This window comes from Pelomonas aquatica, assembly GCF_026712205.1.
GTDB lineage: Bacteria > Pseudomonadota > Gammaproteobacteria > Burkholderiales > Burkholderiaceae_C > Pelomonas > Pelomonas aquatica.
Map to the genome: position 1 here is coordinate 200,308 of NZ_JAPPUW010000003.1, position 21,168 is coordinate 221,475.

The following is a 21,168-nucleotide window of genomic DNA, read 5'->3' on the forward strand; positions in this document are numbered from 1 at the left end:
ACTGGGTTCAACCGTGTTCAACCGCACCTTCGACAAGCTGATCGCCACGATTCCCGAGCGCCGGAGCGCGGCTTCGCTGCGCCTGCGCTTCGGCGTGCTGCCCACGCGCTAGCCCGGTGGTTCCACTCCGGGCTGGCATGCCAACCCGAATCAGGAACCACCATGAACTCGAACAACCTCCGCAATCTGCGCAACATCGGCGTCATCGCCCACGTCGACGCCGGCAAGACCACGACCACCGAACGCATCCTGTTCTACACGGGCGAGAACCATCGCATCGGCGAAGTGGACGACGGCAGCACGACGATGGACTTCGACCCCCAGGAGCGCCAGCGCGGCATCACCATCCACAGCGCGGCCACCACCGTGCACTGGCAGGGCACGCAGATCAACCTGATCGACACGCCCGGCCACATCGACTTCAACATCGAGGTCAAGCGCTCGCTGCGCGTGCTGGACGGCGCCGTCGTCGTCTTCGACGGCGTGGCCGGCGTGGAGCCGCAGACCGAGACCAACTGGCGCCTCGCGGACGACTACCGCGTGCCCCGCATCGCCTTCGTCAACAAGCTGGACCGCGCCGGCGCGGACTTCCCGCGCGTCGTCTCGATGATGCGCGAGCGCCTCGGTGCGCGCGCGCTGCCGCTGCAACTCCCCATCGGCGCCGAGAGCGAATTCCGCGGCGTCGTGGACCTGCTCGCCCTGCAGGCCCTGGTCTGGGACCGCGACGACGCGAAGGAGCCCCCGCGCGTGACGGAGATTCCGCCCGAGCTGATGAGCGCTGCCCAGGCGGCCCGTGCACGCCTGGTCGAGGCCGTCGTCGAGCGCGACGACGCGCTGCTGGACGCCTGGCTGCGCGGCGAGAGCCCCGGCGTCGACGCGCTGCGCGCCGGCCTGCGCGCCGCCACCATCGCCGGCGACATCGTGCCCGTGCTGGCCGGCTCGGCCTTCCGCAACCGCGGCGTGGAGCCGCTGCTGGACGCCGTCGTCGCCTACCTCCCGCGCCCGGGTGAAGCCCCCGGCGCGGCGGACACGCAGGGCCCGCTGTCGGCCCTGGCCTTCAAGCTGAGCGCCGACGACCACGGCGCGATGGTGTTCGTGCGCGTCTACAGCGGCGTGCTCAAGCGCGGTGACACGGTCTTCAACGCGAGCACCGGCAAGGCCGAGCGCGCGTCGCGGCTCTACGAGATCCACGCGGACCGCCGCGTCGAGCGCGACGAACTCGTCGCCGGCGACATCGCGGGCATCGTCGGCCTGAAGGACGTGCTGACCGGCCACACGCTGGCTTCCGCCAAGGACGCGCCCGTGCTGGAAAGCATCGAAGCGCCCGAGGCCGTCATCGACGTCGCCATCGAGCCCCGCAGCCAGGACGGCACGGCCGCCCTCGCCAAGGGCCTGGCCGTGCTCGTCCGCGAAGACCCGTCGCTGCGCCTGCGCCAGGACACCGACTCGGGCCAGACCCTGCTGTCCGGCATGGGCGAGCTGCAGCTGGAGGTGGCGGTGGAGAAGCTGCGTTCGCGCTTCGGCGTCGAGGTGCAGATGGGCCGCCCGCAGGTCGCCTACCGCGAGACCCTCACGGCGGCTGCCGAGGTGCACCACCTGCACCGCAAGCAGAGCGGCGGCCCCGGCCAGTTCGCCGAGCTGACGCTGCGCGTGGCGCCGCTGCCGCGCGGCGCGGGCATGCGCTTCGACAGCACGGTGGTGGGCGGCGCGATCCCGCGCGAGTTCATCCCGGCCGTCGAGGTGGGCGTGCGCAAGGCCGCGCTGGCCGGGCCGTTCGCCGGCTACCCGCTGGTGGACTTCGAGGCCGTGCTCGTCGACGGCAGCCACCATGTGCGCGACTCGTCGGCGCTGGCCTTCGAGCTGGCGGCGGCGGCGGCGCTGCGCGAGGCGGTGCTGAAGGCCTCGCCGGTGGTGCTGGAGCCGCTGATGGCCGTCGAGGTCATCACGCCGGCCGACTACCTCGGCGACGTCATCGGCGACCTGCTGCGGCGGCACGGCCATGTGCAGGGCCAGGACGCGCGCGGCAACGCGGTCGTCGTGACGGCCCATGTGCCGCTGGCGCAGATGTTCGGCTACATCGGCCATCTGCGCGCCCTCAGCTCGGGGCGCGCGCAGTTCACGATGCAGCTGAGCCACTATGCAGAAGTGCCGGCGCGCGCCGCGCTGGCGGCATGAGCCGGGGGCGGGAGGCGGGCCGACGGGGCCTGCCTTCCGCCTGTGCGGCAGGTCACCCGACCGGGAGGGGCGACTGCACGCTTCGTAGCGAATTGCGGTCAGTCAGGCTGCGGTGGTAGCGTGCCGGCCATCCTTCATCTAAACCTCGGTGTGCCATGCCGTCCCAAATTTTCGCCGCTGAGCGCATTTGGTTTGCAGTCGCGCCAGATGGCACGGAACACGAGGTTGTAGTCGCCATAGGTCCGCCCACAAAGGCGGAGCGTGGTGAGTGGCGATCCGTAGCGTCGGTCGGGTGCTTAGAAACAGCAACCCATTCCATCGCTGGCATCGATTCTTGGCAAGCAATCGAATTGGCTATGCGATTTTCAGCAAGGCGTATCGGTCATTTCGCCGAGATTGGATGGCGGTTCTATTGGGAGCGCGGCGGTGAGCTTGCAACAGCGCAGGACCTGGCATGTGTCTCGTGATGGACAGGACTCGGCCACGAGCTGACAACGGCGCACCTCAGCCTCGGGGCCGCCTGCGCATCTGATCGCAACACGTGCACGAATCACATTTGCATTACACTTTGCGCATGAAGACTGCCACTCTGCCGGCCGTGCGCGTCGAGCCTGCGCTGCGTAGCGATGCCGAAGCTGTGCTTGACGAGGGTGAATCCCTCTCCGACTTTGTCGCTTCATGCGTCCGCGGCGGCGTGGCTTGGCGGCGGACTCAAGACGCCTTTCTCGCGCGAGCCCGAGACGCCGTCGAGCGATCTGAGCGCGAAGGCAGCGGGTTCTCGCCGCAGGAAGTGCTGCGGCGGATGGATGAACGAATCGAGGCGGCCCGTCAGCGCCTGGTCGCAACGAAGCCGAGCGCGAAGCGGTGACCCTCTACCGCGTCGTGTTGACCGAGGAGGCCACCGACGACTTGATGAGGATCGAGGGCTTCATCATCGAACGTGAACTCGCCAGCGCGACACCTGACCTCGACGTCGTGCGGCGCCTCAGGGACGCAGTCGACCGTGCGCTCCGATTGTTGGAGTTCTCACCGCACTCATGCCGCCGGGCCGCCCGCGCCCTGAATGACGCGCAGCGTGAGCTGATCGTTCCCTTTGGGAGCTCCGGGCTCGTCGCAGCCTTTGAGGTCCGTGGCGAGGTGGTCCGCATCGGTGCCATTCGCCATCAGCTGGAGCAGGATTACCACTGACCCTGATCGAGTGGGCCCAACGGCCCGACAGGCATCTCGGCTTTCCACTTTGAGGCGCTTGTCGGCCGACCGCAGATGGTCGTGAGGAGCGGTCATGGATGGCCCTTGATCCCGACCTTGCCAGCGGAGCCCTCAGGGCATCGGTGCGCTTGGGGCCGACGCGCTTCGACTGGGTTCAACCTGGCAGAGCCTCATACGGGTTTGCAATCAAAGTGATAACAAGGCGCGAAGCCGCAGACAGTGCTTTAGCACGGCAAGGCGAAGCAACGCAGTTAGCGCTTTGATTGCGAAGCTGTATCACACCATGAACCCCAGCCTCCTTATTCAGTCTTACCAACCGAATTTTCTGTCGCAGCTCAGCGGCCCGGGAACCGCGACCGCCTCCTGTATCCATGCCGTTCGATGCAGTCATCGCCCCTGCACTGCGGCAACTTGCCCGAACAATCAATTCGCCAGCCACCCGTCCTGCACACTGAATCCGGCCCGCCACCCAAGGATGCCCAGCCGAGCAGAGGGTCAATGCGTCTCATAGACCGGGTCGGCCAGGCCCTGCATCATGGCCCGGCCCGCTGTCGGCGGCTCGGTCGTGAAGACCAGCACCTCGTTGGCGCCCGCCTTCAGCCACGAGGCCGGCAGATAGAGGGTCTGCTGCGGGCCGACGGACCAGAAGCGGCCCAGGTGGTGGCCGTTGACCCAGACCTGGCCCTTGCCCCAGCCGCGCGTGTCCAGGAAGCTGTCGACGGGCCTGTCCAGCTTCAAGCTGCCGCGCCAGAAGCCGGGCAGCGTCGCGTCGCCGGCCTCACCCGCCGGCAGGCGCTGCAGCGCCGCGGCGTCCAGCGGCAGCGGGTAGACCGTCCAGCCCTCAAGGTCCTCCTTGTCGACCCGCACGGCGCGCGTGATGCCCTTGTTGTCGTCGACCAGCCGGGCACCGAAGCCGATGCGGCCCATGGCCTCGACGAGCAGGTCGAGCTGCGTGCCCGCGGGCAGGTCCACGGCCAGCGTCTTCTCGCCGCGCCTACGGTCCAGCCGGCCGATGACGCGGCCGTCGGCCAGCACGGTGGCCTGGTCGCGCAGCTCGTCCAGCACCAGCTGGCCCCTGGCCGGCGCTTCGAGGCGCTTGCGGTACAGGATGTAGCCGTAGTTCTGGCCGAACTCCTCCATCGGGCGCACCCAGCGCGAGCTGCGCGCTTGGGACAGCACCTCCAGGCGCGCCAGAAGATTGCCGGCCGGCTTCAGCGCGAAGGCGGGCAAGGCCTGCGGCTGCGGCTGCGGCTCGGGCACGGGCGGCAGCGCCTCGCCGGTGTAGCTGGCGATGACCTCGCGCAGCGCCCGGTATTTGGGCGTCGGGCGGCCGGCCTCGTCCAGCGCGGCGTCGTAGTCGTAGCTCGTCGTGCCGGGCTGGTAGGGCTCGGCGGCCGAGTAGTTGGCGCCGGCCAGCCAGCCGAAGCTGCTGCCGCCGTGGAACATATAGAGGTTGAAGGAGGCGCGCTGCGACATCAACCAACCCACCGTGCGCGCGGCCTCCTCGGGGGGCTGGCGGTGGTGCAGCTCGCCCCAGTGGTCGAACCAGCCGGCCCAGTATTCGCCGGCCATGCGCGGGCCGTTGGGGCGCCAGTCGTCCAGGGCCTGCATCGATTCCCGGGCGTCGTCCGCGCCGCCGCCGAAGTTGACGGCGGCCGGCACGTCGGCCAGCGTGCCGGCGTCCAAGAGCCGGGCCGCGCCGCCGTCGGACGTGAACAGCGGCGCGTCCAGGCCCGCCTCGCGCATCTGCGCGCGCACGGCGCCCAGGTAGTCTTGGTCGCGGCCGAAGGAGCCGTATTCGTTCTCCAGCTGCAGCATCAGGATGGGCCCGCCGCGGCTGCTCTGCAGGTCGCCGATCTCCTGGGCCAGGCGCTTGAAGTAGCGCGCCGTGGCGGCCAGGTAGCGCGCGTCCATCGAGCGCACGCGCAGCCCTGGCGTGCGCAGCAGCCAGGCCGGGAAGCCGCCAAAGTCGACCTCGGCGCAGACATAGGGCCCCGGCCGCAGCACGACGCCCAGGCCCTCCTCGGCGGCCGTCTGCACGAAGGCGCGCAGGTCGTTCTGGCCGGAGAAGTCCCACTGCCCCGGCTCGGGCTCGTGCTGCGACCAGAAGGCATAGGTCGTCACGGTGTTCAGACCCATGGCCCTGGCCATGCGCAGCCGCTCGCGCCAGGCCGCGCGCGGGATGCGCGGGTAGTGCATCTCGCCGGAGCGGATCTGGAACGGGCGGCCGTCGAGCCTGAACTGCGCGCCGTCGATCTCGAAGCGCGCCGCGGCCTGTGCGCCGCCAACCGTCAGGGCCAGCAGCACAGCAACGGCGGCATGGATCCACGTCTTCATGGCGCGAGCGACGCGAAGCTCCATTCCTGCGTCGGGCTGCTTTCCGGCGTCGCAATGACGACCGGCGTCAGCGCGCCGATCGCGCCGCCCTGGGTGTCCAGCACCAGGCCGCTGGCGACGTGGACGAGGGCATAGACGCCGCTGCGTACCGGCACGATGCGCCACTGCTGCACGGCCGTGCCGTCCGGCGGCTCGATGCTGACGCGCGAGCCGGCCGCCGTCGCGCCGCCGGCAACGGCCAGCGCCAGGCCGCTGCGCGGGTTGACGAGGGTGTAGATGCCGCTGCCGGCCAGCGTCTCGGCGACGGTCCACTGCTGCGCGACACCGCCGTGCGTCGGATAGATCTCGACCTTGGTGCCGGGCGTGGTGGAGGCGGCCGGGATGTCCAGCGCCGAGCCAAGCGCGCCCTGGCTGCCGACGACGTTGAGGCCGGGAACCAGCGGCGGCGGCGCGACGGGCGGCTCATAGGGCATGGGCACGGCGCGCGGCACGCCGGGCAGGTTCAGCGGCCGGCCCACGTTCTGGCCGCCGGTGCTGAGGCGGAAGCGTCCGTCGTCCAGGTATTCGAAGCGGTAGTTCGCGCAGACCTCGTTGTGGTCGGGCGTGTAGACCGCATCGCCCAGCGCCTTCTTCACGTCCACCCAGACGCCGTCCGCGCCCTGGTAGCGCACGCGGCCATAGGTGGCGGCGCGCACCGGGTTGCCGAGGCAGGACTTGGCCGTGTCGGACCAGTCCTCGACGAAGCCGTAGGCGCCGGACTGCGCCAGCACCTTGGGGCTGCGCAGCGTGCCCAGCTTCTTGCGCTGGCCGTCGCGCGGGTCGGTGAAGAACATGCTGTAGTCCTGCCGGCCGTCGGCCAGCGCGGCCACCTCCAGCTCGAAGCGGTAAGTCGCCCCGACCTCGGGCGTATAGGCCGCCTCGCACTTGATGCCCGTGCCCTCGCCGCCGAAGTTCGTGCAAGCGGAGATGCCGGGGTCGACGACGACGGGACTGACGCCGCCGACGTCCCACAGCGAGAACAGCAGCTGCTGGCTCTGGATGCCGCCATAGCCGCCGTTGAAGCCGATGACCTCGTAATAGGTCGTGGCCGGCCAGCTGTGCGGCGTGACCTCGGCGCTGAACTTCTGCCAGGCCGGCGTCTTCCAGCTCACATGGATGGAGTTGGCGCGCGTGACGTGGCCGCGCGACTGGCCGCGGATCTCGACGGCCGCAGCGCTGCCGTCCGCGCGGCGCAGGCCCACGTCCAGCGTCTGGCGGTTGGCGCGGCCGGCCGTCCACCAGGCGCTGGCGATGCCGTTGAAGTCGGTCGTCGGCGCGTCGGGGAAGACCCAGCCGCTGCCGTCCTTGTCCGCATTGCCGTTGTCGCGCGGCAGCCAGTTCACCGCGCAGCCCTGCACCGGCTGGCCGCCCAGCGTGACGCGCACCTTGAGCTTGCGCGGCTGGTGCGTCGTGTTGCCGGACTCGATGGTCGGGTCGTAGAGCGTCGCCGAGAACACCGAGCCGTCGCGGGCCTGGCCGGCGTCGGGCGTCAACGCGGCCAGCACGGCGCCGGCCGGGCAGCCACCCTGCGGCTGCGGCGCGGCGGCGGCCAGGGCATGGGCCGTGGGGGCCACGGCGGCGCGGGCCTCGGGCGGTGTAGCGCTGCCGCCGCCGCAAGCGGCCAGGGATGCCGCCAGCGCGAGGGCGCAGGCCGCGGTGTTCGTGATCTTCATGGCATTCACTCCTTGGAGGGATCGGGAACACGCCCACCTTGCGCGGGCAGCAGCCGGCCACGGCCCCGTCCCGGACGGGGCCGCGCGGCACAACGGCAGGGGATCAGTAGCGATCGTCGAACGCGAAGATGGGCTTGCGTGTCTTCCACCGGCCTTCCGTGAAATCCGGGAAGGGCAGCGTCTTGTTGTCCTCGGCGATGGACTGCTCGGACAGCGGCGTGATGGCGCTCCAGGCCACCGCGTCGTAGATGTCGATGGGCATGGGCGCGTCCGCCTTCAGCGCCTCGACGAAGGCATGGATGACGAAGAAGTCCATGCCGCCATGGCCAGCGCCCTCGGCCGCCGCCGCGTATTTCTTCCACAGCGGATGGTCGAACTTGTCGCCGTATTTCTCGAACGGCTCCCACTGGTGCGGCGGGCTGATGCCCTCGACGTGGACCGAGTGGTTGACGTCCATCCACAGGCCGTGGGTGCCCTGCACGCGAAAGCCCAGCGAATAGGGCCGCGGCAGCGAGGTGTCGTGCTGCAGCAGGATGGTCTCGCCGTTCTCGCAGGCCAGCGTCGTCGTGACGACGTCGCCGAGGCTGAACTTCAGCTGCGCGCTGGGATGCTGCTTGCCGCCCTGGGCCTCGGCGTACTCATGCAGGCCGCGCGCCTTGGTCGCGAAGCTGTTGATCCGCGTGAAGCGGTTGCCGCGATGGATGTTGGTGAACATCGCGCAGGGGCCGATGCCGTGGCTGGGGTAGAGCTCGCCGTTGCGCCGCACCGAGTGCTCGGTGCGCCAGCGCGCCTCGCTCCAGCCCTTGGCCCCGAACTCGGCGCCGCCGCCATAGGGCCTGGCCGGGTCGCCGCTGTTGAACTTCACGGCGCGCAGATCGTGCTGGTAGCCGCCCTGCAGGTGCACGAGCTCGCCGAACAGGCCGGCGCGCACCATCTGCAGCACGGCCATCACGTCGCGGCGGTAGCAGACGTTCTCCAGCAGCATATAGGGCGTGCCGCTGCGCTGCTGGGTGCGCAGCACGTCCCAGTGGTCCTGCAGCGTGATGCCGGCGACGACCTCGCAGCCGACCGCCACCCTGGCCTGCATCGCAGCTATGGCCATGGGCGCATGCCACTCCCAGGGAGTGGCGATGATGACGCCGTCCAGGCCCTCGACCTCCAGCAGCCGGCGCCAGGCCTGCGGGTCGCCACCTTCGCCAAAGGTCTGCGGGCCCGGCTTGCCGGCCTTCCCGACCTGGTCCAGCGCGCGCTTGAGCATGAAGGGCTCGATGTCGCACAGCGCGACGACGTCGACATCGTCGCGGCGCAGCAGTTCGCGCAGCAGCACCTGGCCGCGCATGCCGGTGCCGATCATCCCCAGGCGCAGCCGCGGGCGGGCCGCCGCCCGCGCGCCATGGAAGCTGGCGGCGGCCAGCGCCGCCAGCGAGCCGTTGCGCAGCCAATCTCGACGCTGCATCCTCATCACCAGAACTTGTAGCTTGCCGACACGTTGTAGCTGCGACCGAACAGGTTGAGGCTGTGGTCATAGCCCTCCCAGCCGTTCGGATCGTAGTAGGGCATGCGGTTGAACAGGTTCTTGATGTTCAGGCCCAGGTCCAGGTTCTTCACCGGCTTCCAGTTGAAGCCGAGGTTGACCGTGTGGTGGGCCGGCGCGCCGTTGCACAGATTGGCCGGCATCGCGACATCGGCGGCCGTGCAGCTGCTCGGGTTGTTGTTGGCCTCGTCGTTCGGGTCATAGGCCCACTTGGTCTTGCCCGTGTAGTTCACGAACAGGCTGGTCACGAGGTTGCCGTAGCTCCAGTCGGCGTTCAGCGTCGCGCGCAGCTTGGGCGAGCCGTAGTAGCCGACGTAGTTGTTGCTGAAGCCTTCGCCGTCCTCGTAGTTGTAGGTCTCGCGCATGCGGATGGACACGGCGGCGCCCAGGCCCAGCTTGCCCCAGGAGCCCAGCGAGTGCTTGCTGCGCGCGTCGATGTCGAAGCCGTCGACCAGCGTGCGGCCGCGGTTGAGGTAGCTGGTCGTCAGGCCGGCCAGGTTGCCCACCGAGTAGCCCGGCAGCGCGCCCTGGCAGGCCGCCGCGTTGGCCGGGTTGGCGCACATCGCCGCGACGGCCGCGACGTTGGCGCGGTCGGTGTCGGAGATCGGGAAGCGCACCGCCTGGCTGGCGCCGTTCAGCGCCGGGCCGTATTTCTCGACCAGCTTGCGCAGCAGCTCGCTCGGGTCCTGGCGGATGATCTCGTCGCGGCGGTAGACGAACCAGTAGTCCAGCGACAGGCTCACGTCCTTCCAGGGCTCGAACACGAGGCCGACCGTCGAGATCTTGGCCGTCTCGGGCTTGAGGTTGGGGTTGGGCGGCGTCAGGCCGCCGATGGTGCGGCTGCAGTCGACATTGGTCAGGTTCTTGCCGAGGTCAACGTCGGTGGCCGACACCGACTTCTTCAGCAGCGCGGCGATGGCATTGGTCTCGTCGCAGCGCAGCTGGTCCTTGATGCCGCCGAACTGCGCATAGACGCCGCCCTGGCCGGCCTCGGCCAGGCTGGGCGCGCGGAAGCCCTCGGAGTAGGTGCCGCGCAGCAGCAGCTCCGGCATCGCGCGGAACTTCAGGCCGATCTTGGGCGCCAGGTTGGCCTTGAAGTTCGGGTATTTGTCCAGACGCGCGGCGGCGTCGAGCTCCAGGCTCTTCGTGAGCGGCACGATGGTCTCGCCGAACACGGCGCCCACGGTGCGCTTGCCGTCGAACCAGGAGCCGCCCTGCTGCGTGATGAGGCCATTGGCCGCGTCGGCGTTGCCCGGCGTGTAGAAGCTCTCGCGCATCAGGTTCAGGCCGAAGGCGGCGCGCACCTCGCCGGCAGGCAGGCGGCCGATGGTGCCCTCGACCTTGGCGTCCCAGCTGATGAGCTTGGTCCAGGACTGGATGTCGAAGGTCGGGTAGGCCTGGCGGATCAGCGCGGCGTTGGCGTCGCTGATGACACCGAACTGGTAGGCCGGGTTGTCGGCGATATAGGTGCGGCCGGTGACCGGGTCCTTGGTGAAGGGGCCGAAGGCCTTCTCGAAGCCCTTCAGGTTCACGTTGATGGTCTGGAACAGCGTCGAATGGCTGCCGGCCACGCTGAGCGCGCTCTCGAAGTCCCAGTCGCCGAAGACGGTGCCGCGCACGCCGGCCAGCGCACGGTAGTTGTCGTCGGTGTTGCGCTGGCCGAAGTGGCCGGTGGCGTCCTGCAGCAGATAGCTCAGGCCGGCCGCGCCGCCCATCTTGGCGGCCATGTCGGGGTCGAGGTGGGCCTTCGCGTAGACGTTGTTGGGGCCGAGGAAGGGAATCTTGAAGGTGTTCAGCGTCGTGCCGGTATTGCGCGAATACCAGCTCGACGGATTGCCCGTCGTGGAGTTGAAGCTGCGCGGGCCGTTCTGGCCATGCATGTCGATGTGGGTGTAGGCCGCCTCGGCAAAGCCTTCCCAGTCGCCGCCGAGCTTCAGCCGGCCGTTCAGATAGCCGGTGGTGCGCTGGGAGCTGGGGCCGGTGTCGAGCTGGTAGGGCAGCGTGTCCCAGACGCAGCTGGTGCCGCCGGAGGTCGGGATGGCGGTCGGGCAGCCGCCCACGGCGCGCCGGACGATGGCGTTCTTGTTGGCCGCATCGACGACGAACAGCGTGCCGGGGTTCATCACGCCGGGCTCGCTGCCGACGCCGATGCGCATGTTCTTGATGAAGTTCGGATTGTTGACGTAGAACTGGTCGGGCCGCTTGTCGTAGGTGTCGGCCAGCGCGATGCGGTCGCGCTTGTAGAGGTTGAGCGAGCCATACAGGCTCCAGCCGTCGCGGGCCAGGTCGCCCTTGCCGAACAGCACGCTGCCCTGGTGCTCGCCATAGGCCTTCACGTTGGACGACCAGTCGGTGCCGGCGCGCACCTCCAGGCCCTCGTAGCCCTTCTTGGTGATGACGTTGATGACGCCGGCGACGGCGTCGGAGCCGTAGACCGCCGAGGCGCCGTCGGTCAGCACCTCCATGCGCTCGATGGCGGCGGCAGGGATGGCGTCGATGTTGACGAACATCGTCTGGAAGCCCATCGGCGCGCCGTAGTAGGACAAGCGGCGGCCGTTCAGCAGCACCAGCGTGCCCTGGGCGCCCAGGCCGCGCAGATTGGCCGACGAGGCACCGTCGGAGCCGGTGAACATGGAGCGGAAGTCCTGCTGCTGCGCGGGGCGGGCCGCGGGCAGGTTGTCCAGCACCTGCAGCAGCGTGCGCGCGCCCATGTTCTCGATCTGCTTGGCGTCGATGACCTGCACGGGCGACGCGGTCTCGGCATTGATGCGCTTGATGCTGGAGCCGGTCACTTCCACGCGCTCGATCTTCTGCGGCGCCGCGTCCTCTTCGGCGGCCAGCAGCGGGGTGCACAGGCCGGCGCTCATCAGCACGACCATCAGCTTCGTCGGTTTCATCTCATCTCCTCGTTGAATCTCTGAACTCGGCTCAGCGCGGCTGCGCCGGGCCCTTGCTTCTCTGCGAAGGGGCGGCGGCCGGCAGCGGCCGCACCTCGTCGCCCTGCTGACCCAGCAACAGGGCGTTGGCCCAGTTGCCGCAGACCCGTTGCGGCTGCGCGCCGCGCGCGGCCAGCGTGCGCAGCGAGAGCTGGCGCAGGCCGCGCACGTCCAGCTCCGGCTTGACGACCGCCGGCGCCTGCACGAGGCCGCTGTCGTAGAGCAGGCGGCCGTCGCCCCAGACCTGGAACTGCAGGCCGCCGCCCGCACGGCAGCTGTCGTCCACACCGAGGTCGGCGCGGAAGGTCTGCCAGCGACCGGCGAGTTGCAGCTCCAGTTGCTGGCCAGGCTTCATGCCCAGCCCCTTGCGGAACTGCAGGCCGTTCATGCGCATCGCCGCGGCACCGCTGGCGGGCCTGTCCCGGCCGATGCCGGCCGGCAGGCTCAGGTCGGACAGCACGCGCTGCTGCAGCCGGCCTTCGGGCGCGGGCACCTCCAGCACCTTGAAACTGGACAGCGTGATCGGGCCGACATCGACCGGCACGAAGGCGTTGAAGGCCTTGGCCGGCGCCTGCGCGGCGGCGCTGACCATCGGGTCGCTGGCCGCTGCGGCCTCGCCCTCGGGGTTCTGCACCGACAGCACGCGAAAGCGCAGCAGGCGCCCGGCCGTGGGCCCGAATTCGATGCGTTGCGCCGGCTGCTGCAGCTTCAGCCGGCCGCGCGCGACGGGCTCGCCCCAGTCGCCGTTGTTGTCGGCCAGATAGACCTCGTAGTCGCGCACCTGGCCGTACTTCCAGTGCTGGTCGTTGCGCGGCGCGAGCTCGATGCCGTCGATCAGGCGGCGCTCGCCCAGGCCCAGCACCCACTCGTGCGGGCCGCTGCGCAGGGCCTGGTTGCGGGTCGTGCGGAACCAGGCCTGGGGCTTGTCGCTGAGCTTGTCGTTCAGCGCGTTCTCCAGCGGGTGGCCGGGCTCCTCGGCCGGGCGGTTGACGACCGTCAGGCTGTCGGCCGGCACCGCGCGGCCGGCGGCGGGCGCGGCGGGGAAGTCGTCGTCCGCGGCGGGCGCGGCCTGCACGCCGCGCAGCGCGAAGGCCAGGCCGGCGCGGATGTCGCGCTTGACTGTCTTCACATGGAGGCTGCCGTGGCGGTCGGCGGCGTCGAAGGCCCAGCCCTCGTCCACCGCGTCCAGATCGGCAACCTGGGGCAGGGCCTTGCCATCGAGCTCGACGGCGGCGGGCGCCTGCCGGCTGGCCACGCGCAGCGAATAGGCGCGCGCGGCCTCCTGGCCGTCGTAGCGACCCTGGACCGGCTCCAGCGTCACGCCGAGCACGTCGCCGTCCAGCTGCATCGCGATGCGCTGGGTGCTGAAGGCGCCGCCCTGATAGCGGCGCGTCAGGCCATCGTCCTCATAGAGCTTGAACTCGGAGGGGCGGCTGGCATCGGGGTAGAGATCCAGCGTCAGCCTGTCCTTGGGCTTCTGGCCGTCGAACAGCACTTCGGGGTACATCGGCAGGATGGCACCGGCACGGACGAAGACGGGGAGTTTGTCGAGGGTGACCTGCAGGTCGATGTCGCGGCCCGCGGGGCCGACGCTCAGCTGGCGGCCATCCCAGTAGTCGAGCCAGCGGCCGCCAATGGGCGATCCGGGCAAATGGATGCCCTTGCGCCAGCCCTGGCTGGCCGCCTGGCTGCGGAACACGGGCGCCACGAGCAGGTCCGGCCCGAGCAGGAACTGGTGCTTGTAGGCCTCGCCGGCGGCCTGCGGGTCGCCGGCGTGGTCCCACATCAGGCCGCGCACCAGCGGGGCGCCGGTCTGCTCGGCCTCGCGGGCCAGCGTGTACATCAGCGGCGTCAGGCGCAGCTTGAGCTTGAGGTATTTGCGGTTGATGGAACGGTAAGGTTCGTCGAACCACCAGGGGTGCTTGCGCTCGGCCTCGGCCCAGCCGGACATGCCCATCAACACCGGCGTGAAGCTCTTCCACTGCAGGTCGCGCGTGAAGGTCTCGGGGCTGCCGCCGAAGATGGCGTCCACGTCGCCGCTGGCATAGGCCTGGCCCGACAGACCGGAGCCGATCAGCGTCGGGATGTGCCAGCGGATGTAGTCCCAGCTGGCCGACTGGTCGCCCGTCCACGTCACCGCATAGCGCTGCGTGCCGGCCCAGCCCATCACGGTCCACAGGAAGGGGCGCGCGTCGGAGTTGTCCAGGATGCCGTCGTAGGCGGCCTTGTTCGCGTCCAGCGAGAACTGGTAGCCCTGGCCCGTCCAGGCCACGTCGAGCTTCTGCGCGCGGGTGCCGGCGGTGCCGACCTCCCACTTGATCTTGTCGACGCCGTTCTCGGTCCACAGCCCGGTCTTGAAGCCGTACTGCGCCAGGCCCTGCACGACCTTGGGCAGGTCTGTGTAGCCGCAGCCATAACCGTCGTTGGGCAGGATCCAGCCGCCGGGCATGTCGTGCTCGCGGTACTTCTTCGCGACGCTGTCGACGACGTCGGGCGTCTTGCCGGTCGGGCCGTCGCTCCAGCCCTTGGGCACGGTGCCGGGCTTCTTGACGTTGTCGCCGTCGTTGTAGCAATCGGCGTCGCCGTATTCCAGCGCCCAGCGCGGCAGCAGCTTGGCGCGGCCGGTCAGCTCGGTGTAGGCGGCCAGCACGTCTCTCAAGCCGGCGCCGGCAAAGTAGTAGGCGTCGAAGCGGCCTTCCTCGTGCTCCAGGCTGGCCTGCTCGTCCAGCCGCAGGTCGTAGCTGCCATCGCTCCAGGTGTTGCGCAGCATGCCCCAGCCGCGCGAGCTCATCAGGAAGGGCGCGGGGCTGGGCCGGTCGCCGTCTTCCCAGCCGCCGGAGTAGGAGATGTCGAGCTGGCGGCCCTTGAACTCGAAGCGGCCGTTCTGCTGGCCGCCGCCGTAGAAGCGCTCGCCGGCCGTGCTGGACAGCGTCTGCACGGCGCGCTTGGCCGCGAGGTCCAGCGGCTGCAGCTCGCGCCACAGCGGCTCGGCCTCGCCCGCGCGCAGCAGCTCCAGGCGCAGCGGCTTGCGGTGGATGCGCAGCGTCAGCGCGGCGGTCTGGATCTCGACGCGGTCGGCCCGCTCGACGACGCGGTGCGCCACCGCCTCCCAGCGCCGCGGCAGCACGATGGGCGCGGCCTTGTCGCCGGCCGGCGTGAGCTGGCCGTTGGCGCCGGCCTGCACATGGAAGAGGTCGGCGCGCAGCAGGCTCACGCGCAGCAGCACGCCGGCGTCGGTGCGCAGCTCGAACGCGGTGGCGGCGCCGTCCTCGCCGACGCCGCCCGCGGCCGCGGGCTGCAGCGACAGCAGCCGGCCGACCGGCGCGGCCAGCGCCACCGGCGCCAGCGCCGCCAGCAGGCCACCCGCCAGCAGCAGCGCCGCCACGCGCCCGCCGCCCGTCATGCCCCTGCCCCGCCTTGCCCGCTCCACTGCTTTCATTCGCTGCCCTTGCGCACCGCCCGAGGCGGCTGTCTGGAATCAATGCGCAAACTCTAGAAACCACATCAAAAGAAGTCAACAAATCGAAACTTAAAAGCGAAAGTTAAGCCTTTGGATACGGGAAATCCATGACGAGAAACTGCGACCCGTCTTTCGATAGCTCGCAAAATCGACGCAGCATCTTTTCATTCGCTGGGAAAAAGCAACGCCCCTCGTCGCCATCGAGGTTCCCAGCCCATCGAGACATCTCGGCAACGCCTCGCCGGGCAGCACACTTCCGCGCCAATCGCCGCCCGGCTCCGCCGCCAAGCCGCCCTTCCTTTGACAAGGGATTCGCCAACATAACTTTCGTTTTAACCTTTATTTTCTTTCTTTGTTTGACAATTCGAAAGTCAGGCGATATCGTTTCGGCAGCACTTGAGATTGGCAATGACTTCACTTCTGCACCGCGAGCGACACGACTGGCAACGCCTGGGTGGCCTGCACACGGCCGAGGAGATCGAGCACCAGCCGGCGCTGTGGCGCGCGCTGGCCACGGCCCTCGAAGCCCAGCAGCCGCGCATCGACGCCTTCCTGGGCGACTGGCTGCGCCAGCCTGGCCACCTCGTCATCCTGACCGGCGCCGGCAGCTCGGCCTATATCGGCGAGATGGCGGCCGACTCGCTCAACGCCGCCTGGCCCGCCGAGGTCCGCGCGGTGGCCAGCACCAGCCTGCTGACCCATCCCGAGCTCTATCTGACGCGCGGGCAGCCGACGCTGCTGGTGTCATTCGCGCGCAGCGGCAACAGCCCCGAGAGCCTGGCCACCGTCGAGCTGCTGCGCGCCAGCGTCGACGCGCCGCGCTTCCTGAACATCACCTGCAATGCCGAGGGCGAGCTGCTCAGCGGCAGCGCCGGCCGCGCCGACACGCTGAACCTGCTGATGCCCGAGGGCAGCTGCGACCGCGGCTTCGCGATGACGAGCAGCCTGACGACGATGCTGCTGGCCGCGCTGGCCGTGCTCGGCGCCGGCGCCTGGCCCGAGCGCCTGGGCCGCATCCGCAGCCTGGCCGGCCTCGCCGACACCGCGCTGGCCGCCTGGGCCGCGCCCGTGCAGGCCCTGGCCCAGGCCGACGTGCGGCGCATCGTCTACCTCGGCAGCGGCGCCCAGGAGGCGCTGGCCAGGGAGGCCGCGCTGAAGGTGCTGGAGTTGACCAGCGGCCGCGTGATGGCGGTGGCCAACACGCCGCTGGGCTTCCGCCACGGGCCGAAGTCCATGCTGGACGAGCACAGCCTCGTGCTCGTGCTGCGCAGCCGCGGCAGCGTGGCGCGGCGCTACGAGCACGACCTCGTGCAGGAGCTGCGCGCCGACGGCATCGCCGCCCGCGTGCTGACGCTGGGCCCCGAGGACGAGGCCGAGCATCTGCCCGCCTTCCTGCCGGTGCCGCCGCTGCCGCAGGACGGGCTGGACGACAGCTGGCTGACGCCGCTGTGGCTGATCGCCGCCCAGCTGCTGGCACTGAACAAGTCGGTGGCCCTGGGCCTGACGCCCGACAACCCCTTCCCCGACGGTCGCGTCAACCGCGTCGTACAGGGCGTGACGATTCATAACCATGACCCGCGCTGAGCTGTACTTCGGCCTCGACATCGGCGGCACCAAGATCGAGCTGGCCGCCTGCGACGCCGCGCTCGCCGTCGTGCACCGCCAGCGCATCGCGACGCCGGCGGCCGACTTCGACGACTTCGTCGCGCAGACTGCCGCGCTGGTGCGCGACGCCGAAACCGCGCTGGGCCGCAGCGCCACGGCCATCGGCCTCGGCATGCCCGGCGTCGTCGACCCGGCCAGCGGCTACCAGCTCAGCTCCAACGTGCCGGCGCTGAACGGCCGCCAGGTCGCGCCCGCGCTGGAAGCCGCGCTGGGCCGGCCCGTGCACATGGGCAACGACTGCCAGTGCTTCGCGCTGTCCGAGGCGCAGGGCGGCGCGGCGGACGGCCTGCCCAGCATGTTCGGCGCCATCCTGGGCACCGGCGCGGGCGGCGGCTACTGCGTCGGCGGCCGGCTGGTGGCCGGCTACAACGGCCTGGCCGGCGAATGGGGCCACTGGCCCGTGCCGGCCGCGCAATTGCTGCAGCACGACCTGCCGCTGCTGGACTGCCCCTGCGGCCTGCGCGGCTGCCTGGAGCGCTATGTCTCCGGCACCGGCCTGGCCACGCTGCACCGGCTGCGCAGCACCGACTCCGAGCCCGCGGCCGATGCCGCCGCCGTGCACGCGCTGGCCGCCGAGGGCGACGAGGCCGCCACCGACGCACTGGCCATCCACCTCGACCTGCTGGCCCAGGGCCTGGCCGGCCTCGTGCTCGCGCTGGACCCGCACGCCATCGTGCTCGGCGGCGGCCTGTCCAAGCTGCAGCGCCTGTACGACGAGCTGCCCGCCGCGATGGCCCGCCACCTGTTCCGCGGCGCGCGGGTGCCGCCGCTGCTGCCGCCGCGCTTCGGCGATGCCGGTGGCGCGCGCGGCGCCGCGCTGCTGGCCCGCCAGCGCTGCGGCGCCTGAACCCTCTCGCTTTCACGCTTTGCCATGGCCTCTTCGTCTCCCATCCAGGACCGCATCGCCGCGCACCGCCGCGGCGAGCCTATCGGGCTGACCAGCGTCTGCTGCAGCAGCACCTATGTGCTGGAGGCCGCGATGCAGCTGGCCGTGCGGCGCGGCAGCCTGCTGCTGGTCGAGTCCACGTCCAACCAGGTGGACCAGTTCGGCGGCTACACCGGCATGACGCCGCCGCAGTTTCGCGACGGCGTGTTGACGCTGGCGGCTGCCTGCGGCCTGCCGGCCGAGCACCTCGTGCTGGGCGGCGACCATCTCGGCCCCAACGCCTGGCAGCACCTGCCGGCGGCCGAGGCCATGGGGCACGCGAAGACGCTGATCCAGGCCTATGCCGCCGCCGGCTTCAACAAGATCCACCTCGACTGCAGCATGGCCTGCGCCGACGACCCGGCGCGCCTGCCCGACGAGGTCGTCGCGCAGCGCTCGGCCCAGCTCGCCGAGGTGGCCGAGGCCGCCGCGCGCGGCGCCGGGCTGCCGCCGCCGGTCTATGTGATCGGCACCGAGGTGCCCATCCCCGGCGGCGAGTCGGCCCTGGCCGGCGGCGTGGCCGTCACGCGGCCGGAGGCCGCCGCGCAGACGCTCGAAGTGCACCGCCAGGCCTTCGCCGCGCGCTCGCTGCGCGAGGCCTGGCGGCGCGTCGTCGCGATGGTCGTGCAGCCCGGCGTGGACTTCGACCACAGCGCCGTGCAGCACTACGACCGCGCCGCCGCAGCCTCGCTGTCGCGCTTCATCGAGGGCCAGCCCGGCCTGGTCTACGAGGCCCATTCCACCGACTACCAGACCGAGGCCTCGCTGCATGCGATGGTGCGCGACCATTTCGCGATCCTGAAGGTCGGCCCGGCGGCCACCTTCGCCTTGCGCGAGGCCTGGTTCGCGCTCGCGATGCTGGAGCGCGAGCTGCTGCCGGCCGCCGCCCAGTCGCGTCTCATCGAGACGCTGGACGAGGCCATGCGCCGGCAGCCGCGCCACTGGCTCAAGCACTACCCCGGCGCGCCCGAGGCCCAGCGCCTGCTGCGCGCCTACGGCCTCAGCGACCGCTGCCGCTACTACTGGGGCGAGCCGGCTGTGGACGCCGCGCTGGGCCGCCTCATCGCCAACCTCGATGCCCGGCCGCTGCCGCTGGCGGCGCTGAGCCAGTTCCTGCCCGAGCAGGCGCAGGCCGTGTTCGAGGGCCGCCTGGCCGCCCGCGCCGAGGACCTGGCCCGCGACAAGGTGAGCCAGCTGCTGGCCCGCTACGCCCGCGCCTGCGATGCCAACGAGGCGGCGCCGCGCGACGTCGCAATCGCAAGCCCGGCCCCGGCCCCGGTTTCGAACCCCTGAGAATCTGCGCTCGTTCGAAACAAGCCCGAAAGCCATGCGAAACACCAGCCAGCGCCGCGAACAGATCCTGCAACTCCTCGTCAAGCAAGGCGGCGTGCAGGTGTCCGAGCTGGCCGCGCTGACCGGCGTGTCGGCCGTGACCATCCGCACCGACCTCGCCCAGCTGGAGGCCCAGGGCCTGGCCACGCGCAACCACGGCGGCGCGACGCTGGTGCGCACGCCGCCGCAGGAACAGAGCGTGCAGCAGCGCGACAGCCTGAACAGCGCGCTGAAGGAGGTCATCGGCGCGCGCGCCGCCGAGCTGGTGCAGCCGGGCGACAACATCCTCGTCGACTCCGGCACCACCACCGTGCCGCTGGCCCGCCACCTGCTGGACCACCGCGACGTCACGGTGATGACCAACGGCCTGAACATCGCCTGGGAGCTGGCCAATGCGCAGGGCGTGGAGGTCATGCTGACCGGCGGCCTGCTGCGCAAGCAGTCGCTGTCCTTCCAGGGCGTGCAGGCCGAGGCCTGCCTGAATGCCTACAGCTTCGACACCCTCTTCCTCGGCGTCGACGGCCTGGACCTGCAGTTCGGCCTGACCACCCACCACGAGGCCGAGGCCAGCCTGAACCGCAAGATGGTCGAGCGCGCGCGGCGCGTCGTCGTGCTCTGCGACGCGTCCAAGTTCGGGCGGGTCAGCCTGCACCGCATCGGCCTGCTGGAGCAGGTCGACACCATCATCACCGACGCCGGCATCAGCCCCGAATACCGCGACGGGCTGGCAAGGCTGGGCATCGAGCTGATCGTCGCGGAATGAGCGTGGCACGCCAGGCCGTCGAGGGCCGCATCCTGACGCCCGACGGCTGGATCACCGGCCGGCTGTGCTTCGGCGAGCGCGTGCACGACATCGAGGCCGATGCCGGCGTGCGCGCCGACCGCCTCGTGCTGCCCGGCTTTATCGACCTGCACGTGCACGGCGCGCTGGGCGTGGACATCATGCAGGGCGGCGACGCGGCCACCACCATCGCGCGTGCCCATGCGCGGCACGGCACGACGCTGCTGCTGGGCACGACGATGACGGCTCATGCCAGCGACATCGAGCGCGCGCTGCACGGCATGAGCAGCGCCATCGCCAACAAGGCCGAGGACGGCGCCCGCGTGCTGGGCGCGCACCTCGAAGGCCCCTTCATCAGCCCGCACCGCCTCGGCGCCCAGCCGCCGCTGACCGTGCCGGCCACGCTGGCGGCCGTGCAGCGCCTGCACGCCATCGCGCCGCTGCGCGTGCTGACGCTGGCGCCCGAGATGCCCGGCCACCTGGAACTGATCCCCGCGCTCGCCGCGCTGGGCATCCGCGTGCAGATCGGCCACAGCAACGGCAGCTATGACGACGGCGTGGCCGCGCTGCGCGCCGGCGCGGCCGGCTTCACCCATCTGTTCAACGGCATGACCGGGCTGCACCACCGCGACCCGGGCATCGTGGGCGCGGCGCTGGCCCATGCCGAGTACGCCGAGCTGATCCCCGACCTGCAGCACGTGGCGCCGGGCACGATGCAGGCGGCGATGCGCGCGATCCCGCGCCTGTATGCCATCACCGACGCGACGGCCGCCACCGGCATGCCCGACGGCGAATACGCCCTCGGCCCGCAACGCGTCTACAAATGCGCCGGCTGCGTGCGCCTGGGCGGCAGCAAGGGCTCCCTGGCCGGCAGCGCGCTGACGATGGACCAGGCGCTGCGCAACCTCGTCGAACTGGGCCAGGACCTGGCCCTCGCGTCGCAGCGCTGCGCCCTGTTCCCGGCCGACTACCTCGGCCTGGCCGACCGCGGGCTCCTCGCGCCCGGCGCCTGGGCCGACATGGTCGTGCTGGACGAGGCGCTGCAACCGCGCCAGGTCTTCAGCGAAGGCCACGCCATCTCCCCCGACAACAAGCTCTGACA

14 protein-coding genes are annotated in these 21,168 nt (G+C 70.6%); 9 read left to right on the top strand and 5 right to left on the bottom strand.

Going from position 1 to position 21,168, the window contains the following annotated elements; genetic code table 11:
* Positions 1-162: 162 nt before the first annotated feature.
* The 4 genes from fusA to NYP07_RS04710 all read left to right on the top strand — a co-directional run bounded on the left by fusA (position 163) and on the right by NYP07_RS04710 (position 3,363).
* The gene (gene fusA, locus NYP07_RS04700; protein ID WP_268147946.1) at positions 163-2,175 is read left to right on the top strand and encodes an elongation factor G; all 2,013 of its coding nucleotides are present in this window, start codon (positions 163-165) and stop codon (positions 2,173-2,175) included.
* Positions 2,176-2,330: 155 nt separating this feature from the next.
* Positions 2,331-2,642, top strand: a complete 312-nt coding sequence (locus NYP07_RS24105) for a DUF6968 family protein (protein WP_378989522.1) — start codon at positions 2,331-2,333, stop codon at positions 2,640-2,642.
* A gap of 107 nt (positions 2,643-2,749) precedes the next feature.
* Positions 2,750-3,043, top strand: coding sequence for a YlcI/YnfO family protein (locus tag NYP07_RS04705; protein ID WP_268147948.1), 294 nt, complete (start codon positions 2,750-2,752; stop codon positions 3,041-3,043).
* Positions 3,040-3,363 carry a type II toxin-antitoxin system RelE/ParE family toxin gene (locus NYP07_RS04710; RefSeq protein WP_268147950.1) on the top strand — a complete coding sequence of 108 codons (324 nt, stop codon included), beginning with the start codon at positions 3,040-3,042 and terminating at the stop codon, positions 3,361-3,363. Before NYP07_RS04705 ends, NYP07_RS04710 begins: the two co-directional genes overlap by 4 nt.
* A gap of 516 nt (positions 3,364-3,879) precedes the next feature.
* Here the strand turns inward: NYP07_RS04710 and NYP07_RS04715 are convergent.
* The 5 genes from NYP07_RS04715 to NYP07_RS04735 all read right to left on the bottom strand — a co-directional run bounded on the left by NYP07_RS04715 (position 3,880) and on the right by NYP07_RS04735 (position 15,306).
* Complete coding sequence (locus tag NYP07_RS04715; protein ID WP_268147952.1) at positions 3,880-5,721, bottom strand: glycoside hydrolase family 35 protein; 1,842 nt, start codon at positions 5,719-5,721, stop codon at positions 3,880-3,882.
* Positions 5,718-7,433, bottom strand: a complete 1,716-nt coding sequence (locus NYP07_RS04720; RefSeq protein ID WP_268147953.1) for a DUF3472 domain-containing protein — start codon at positions 7,431-7,433, stop codon at positions 5,718-5,720. Before NYP07_RS04720 ends, NYP07_RS04715 begins: the two co-directional genes overlap by 4 nt.
* Positions 7,434-7,536: 103 nt before the next feature.
* Entirely contained in the window at positions 7,537-8,889 is a 1,353-nt protein-coding gene (locus tag NYP07_RS04725; RefSeq protein WP_268147955.1) for a Gfo/Idh/MocA family protein, read from the bottom strand.
* Positions 8,890-8,894: 5 nt separating this feature from the next.
* Positions 8,895-11,864: a TonB-dependent receptor plug domain-containing protein gene (locus tag NYP07_RS04730; protein WP_268147957.1), complete on the bottom strand. Its 2,970-nt coding sequence runs from the start codon at positions 11,862-11,864 to the stop codon at positions 8,895-8,897.
* Between the two features lie 31 nt (positions 11,865-11,895).
* Positions 11,896-15,306, bottom strand: a complete 3,411-nt coding sequence (locus tag NYP07_RS04735; RefSeq protein ID WP_268147959.1) for a TIM-barrel domain-containing protein — start codon at positions 15,304-15,306, stop codon at positions 11,896-11,898.
* 465 nt (positions 15,307-15,771) lie between these two features.
* Here NYP07_RS04735 and NYP07_RS04740 point away from each other — a divergent pair, with 465 nt between their 5' ends.
* The 5 genes from NYP07_RS04740 to NYP07_RS04760 are packed head-to-tail and all read left to right on the top strand — an operon-like array spanning position 15,772 to position 21,166.
* Positions 15,772-16,947, top strand: a complete 1,176-nt coding sequence (locus tag NYP07_RS04740; protein ID WP_268147961.1) for an SIS domain-containing protein — start codon at positions 15,772-15,774, stop codon at positions 16,945-16,947.
* Entirely contained in the window at positions 16,934-17,875 is a 942-nt protein-coding gene (locus NYP07_RS04745) for an ROK family protein (RefSeq protein WP_268147963.1), read from the top strand. The genes NYP07_RS04740 and NYP07_RS04745 overlap by 14 nt, the downstream gene beginning before the upstream one ends.
* Before the next feature lie 24 nt (positions 17,876-17,899).
* Positions 17,900-19,246, top strand: coding sequence for a D-tagatose-bisphosphate aldolase, class II, non-catalytic subunit (locus NYP07_RS04750; RefSeq protein ID WP_268147965.1), 1,347 nt, complete (start codon positions 17,900-17,902; stop codon positions 19,244-19,246).
* 34 nt (positions 19,247-19,280) lie between these two features.
* Positions 19,281-20,048, top strand: a complete 768-nt coding sequence (locus tag NYP07_RS04755) for a DeoR family transcriptional regulator (RefSeq protein ID WP_268147967.1) — start codon at positions 19,281-19,283, stop codon at positions 20,046-20,048.
* On the top strand, positions 20,045-21,166 hold the full coding sequence (locus NYP07_RS04760; protein WP_268147968.1) for an N-acetylglucosamine-6-phosphate deacetylase: 1,122 nt from the start codon (positions 20,045-20,047) through the stop codon (positions 21,164-21,166). Before NYP07_RS04755 ends, NYP07_RS04760 begins: the two co-directional genes overlap by 4 nt.
* Positions 21,167-21,168: the final 2 nt, after the last annotated feature.

Coding starts and splice junctions, on each gene's coding strand:
- NYP07_RS04750 (WP_268147965.1), top strand. CDS start 17,900: ATGGCCTCTTCGTCTCCCATCCAGGACCGCATCGCCGCGCACCGCCGC.
- NYP07_RS04740 (WP_268147961.1), top strand. CDS start 15,772: ATGACTTCACTTCTGCACCGCGAGCGACACGACTGGCAACGCCTGGGT.
- NYP07_RS04735 (WP_268147959.1), bottom strand. CDS start 15,306: ATGACGGGCGGCGGGCGCGTGGCGGCGCTGCTGCTGGCGGGTGGCCTG.
- NYP07_RS04720 (WP_268147953.1), bottom strand. CDS start 7,433: ATGAAGATCACGAACACCGCGGCCTGCGCCCTCGCGCTGGCGGCATCC.
- NYP07_RS04725 (WP_268147955.1), bottom strand. CDS start 8,889: ATGCAGCGTCGAGATTGGCTGCGCAACGGCTCGCTGGCGGCGCTGGCC.
- NYP07_RS04730 (WP_268147957.1), bottom strand. CDS start 11,864: ATGAAACCGACGAAGCTGATGGTCGTGCTGATGAGCGCCGGCCTGTGC.
- NYP07_RS24105 (WP_378989522.1), top strand. CDS start 2,331: ATGCCGTCCCAAATTTTCGCCGCTGAGCGCATTTGGTTTGCAGTCGCG.
- NYP07_RS04705 (WP_268147948.1), top strand. CDS start 2,750: ATGAAGACTGCCACTCTGCCGGCCGTGCGCGTCGAGCCTGCGCTGCGT.
- NYP07_RS04760 (WP_268147968.1), top strand. CDS start 20,045: ATGAGCGTGGCACGCCAGGCCGTCGAGGGCCGCATCCTGACGCCCGAC.
- NYP07_RS04715 (WP_268147952.1), bottom strand. CDS start 5,721: ATGAAGACGTGGATCCATGCCGCCGTTGCTGTGCTGCTGGCCCTGACG.
- fusA (WP_268147946.1), top strand. CDS start 163: ATGAACTCGAACAACCTCCGCAATCTGCGCAACATCGGCGTCATCGCC.
- NYP07_RS04755 (WP_268147967.1), top strand. CDS start 19,281: ATGCGAAACACCAGCCAGCGCCGCGAACAGATCCTGCAACTCCTCGTC.
- NYP07_RS04745 (WP_268147963.1), top strand. CDS start 16,934: ATGACCCGCGCTGAGCTGTACTTCGGCCTCGACATCGGCGGCACCAAG.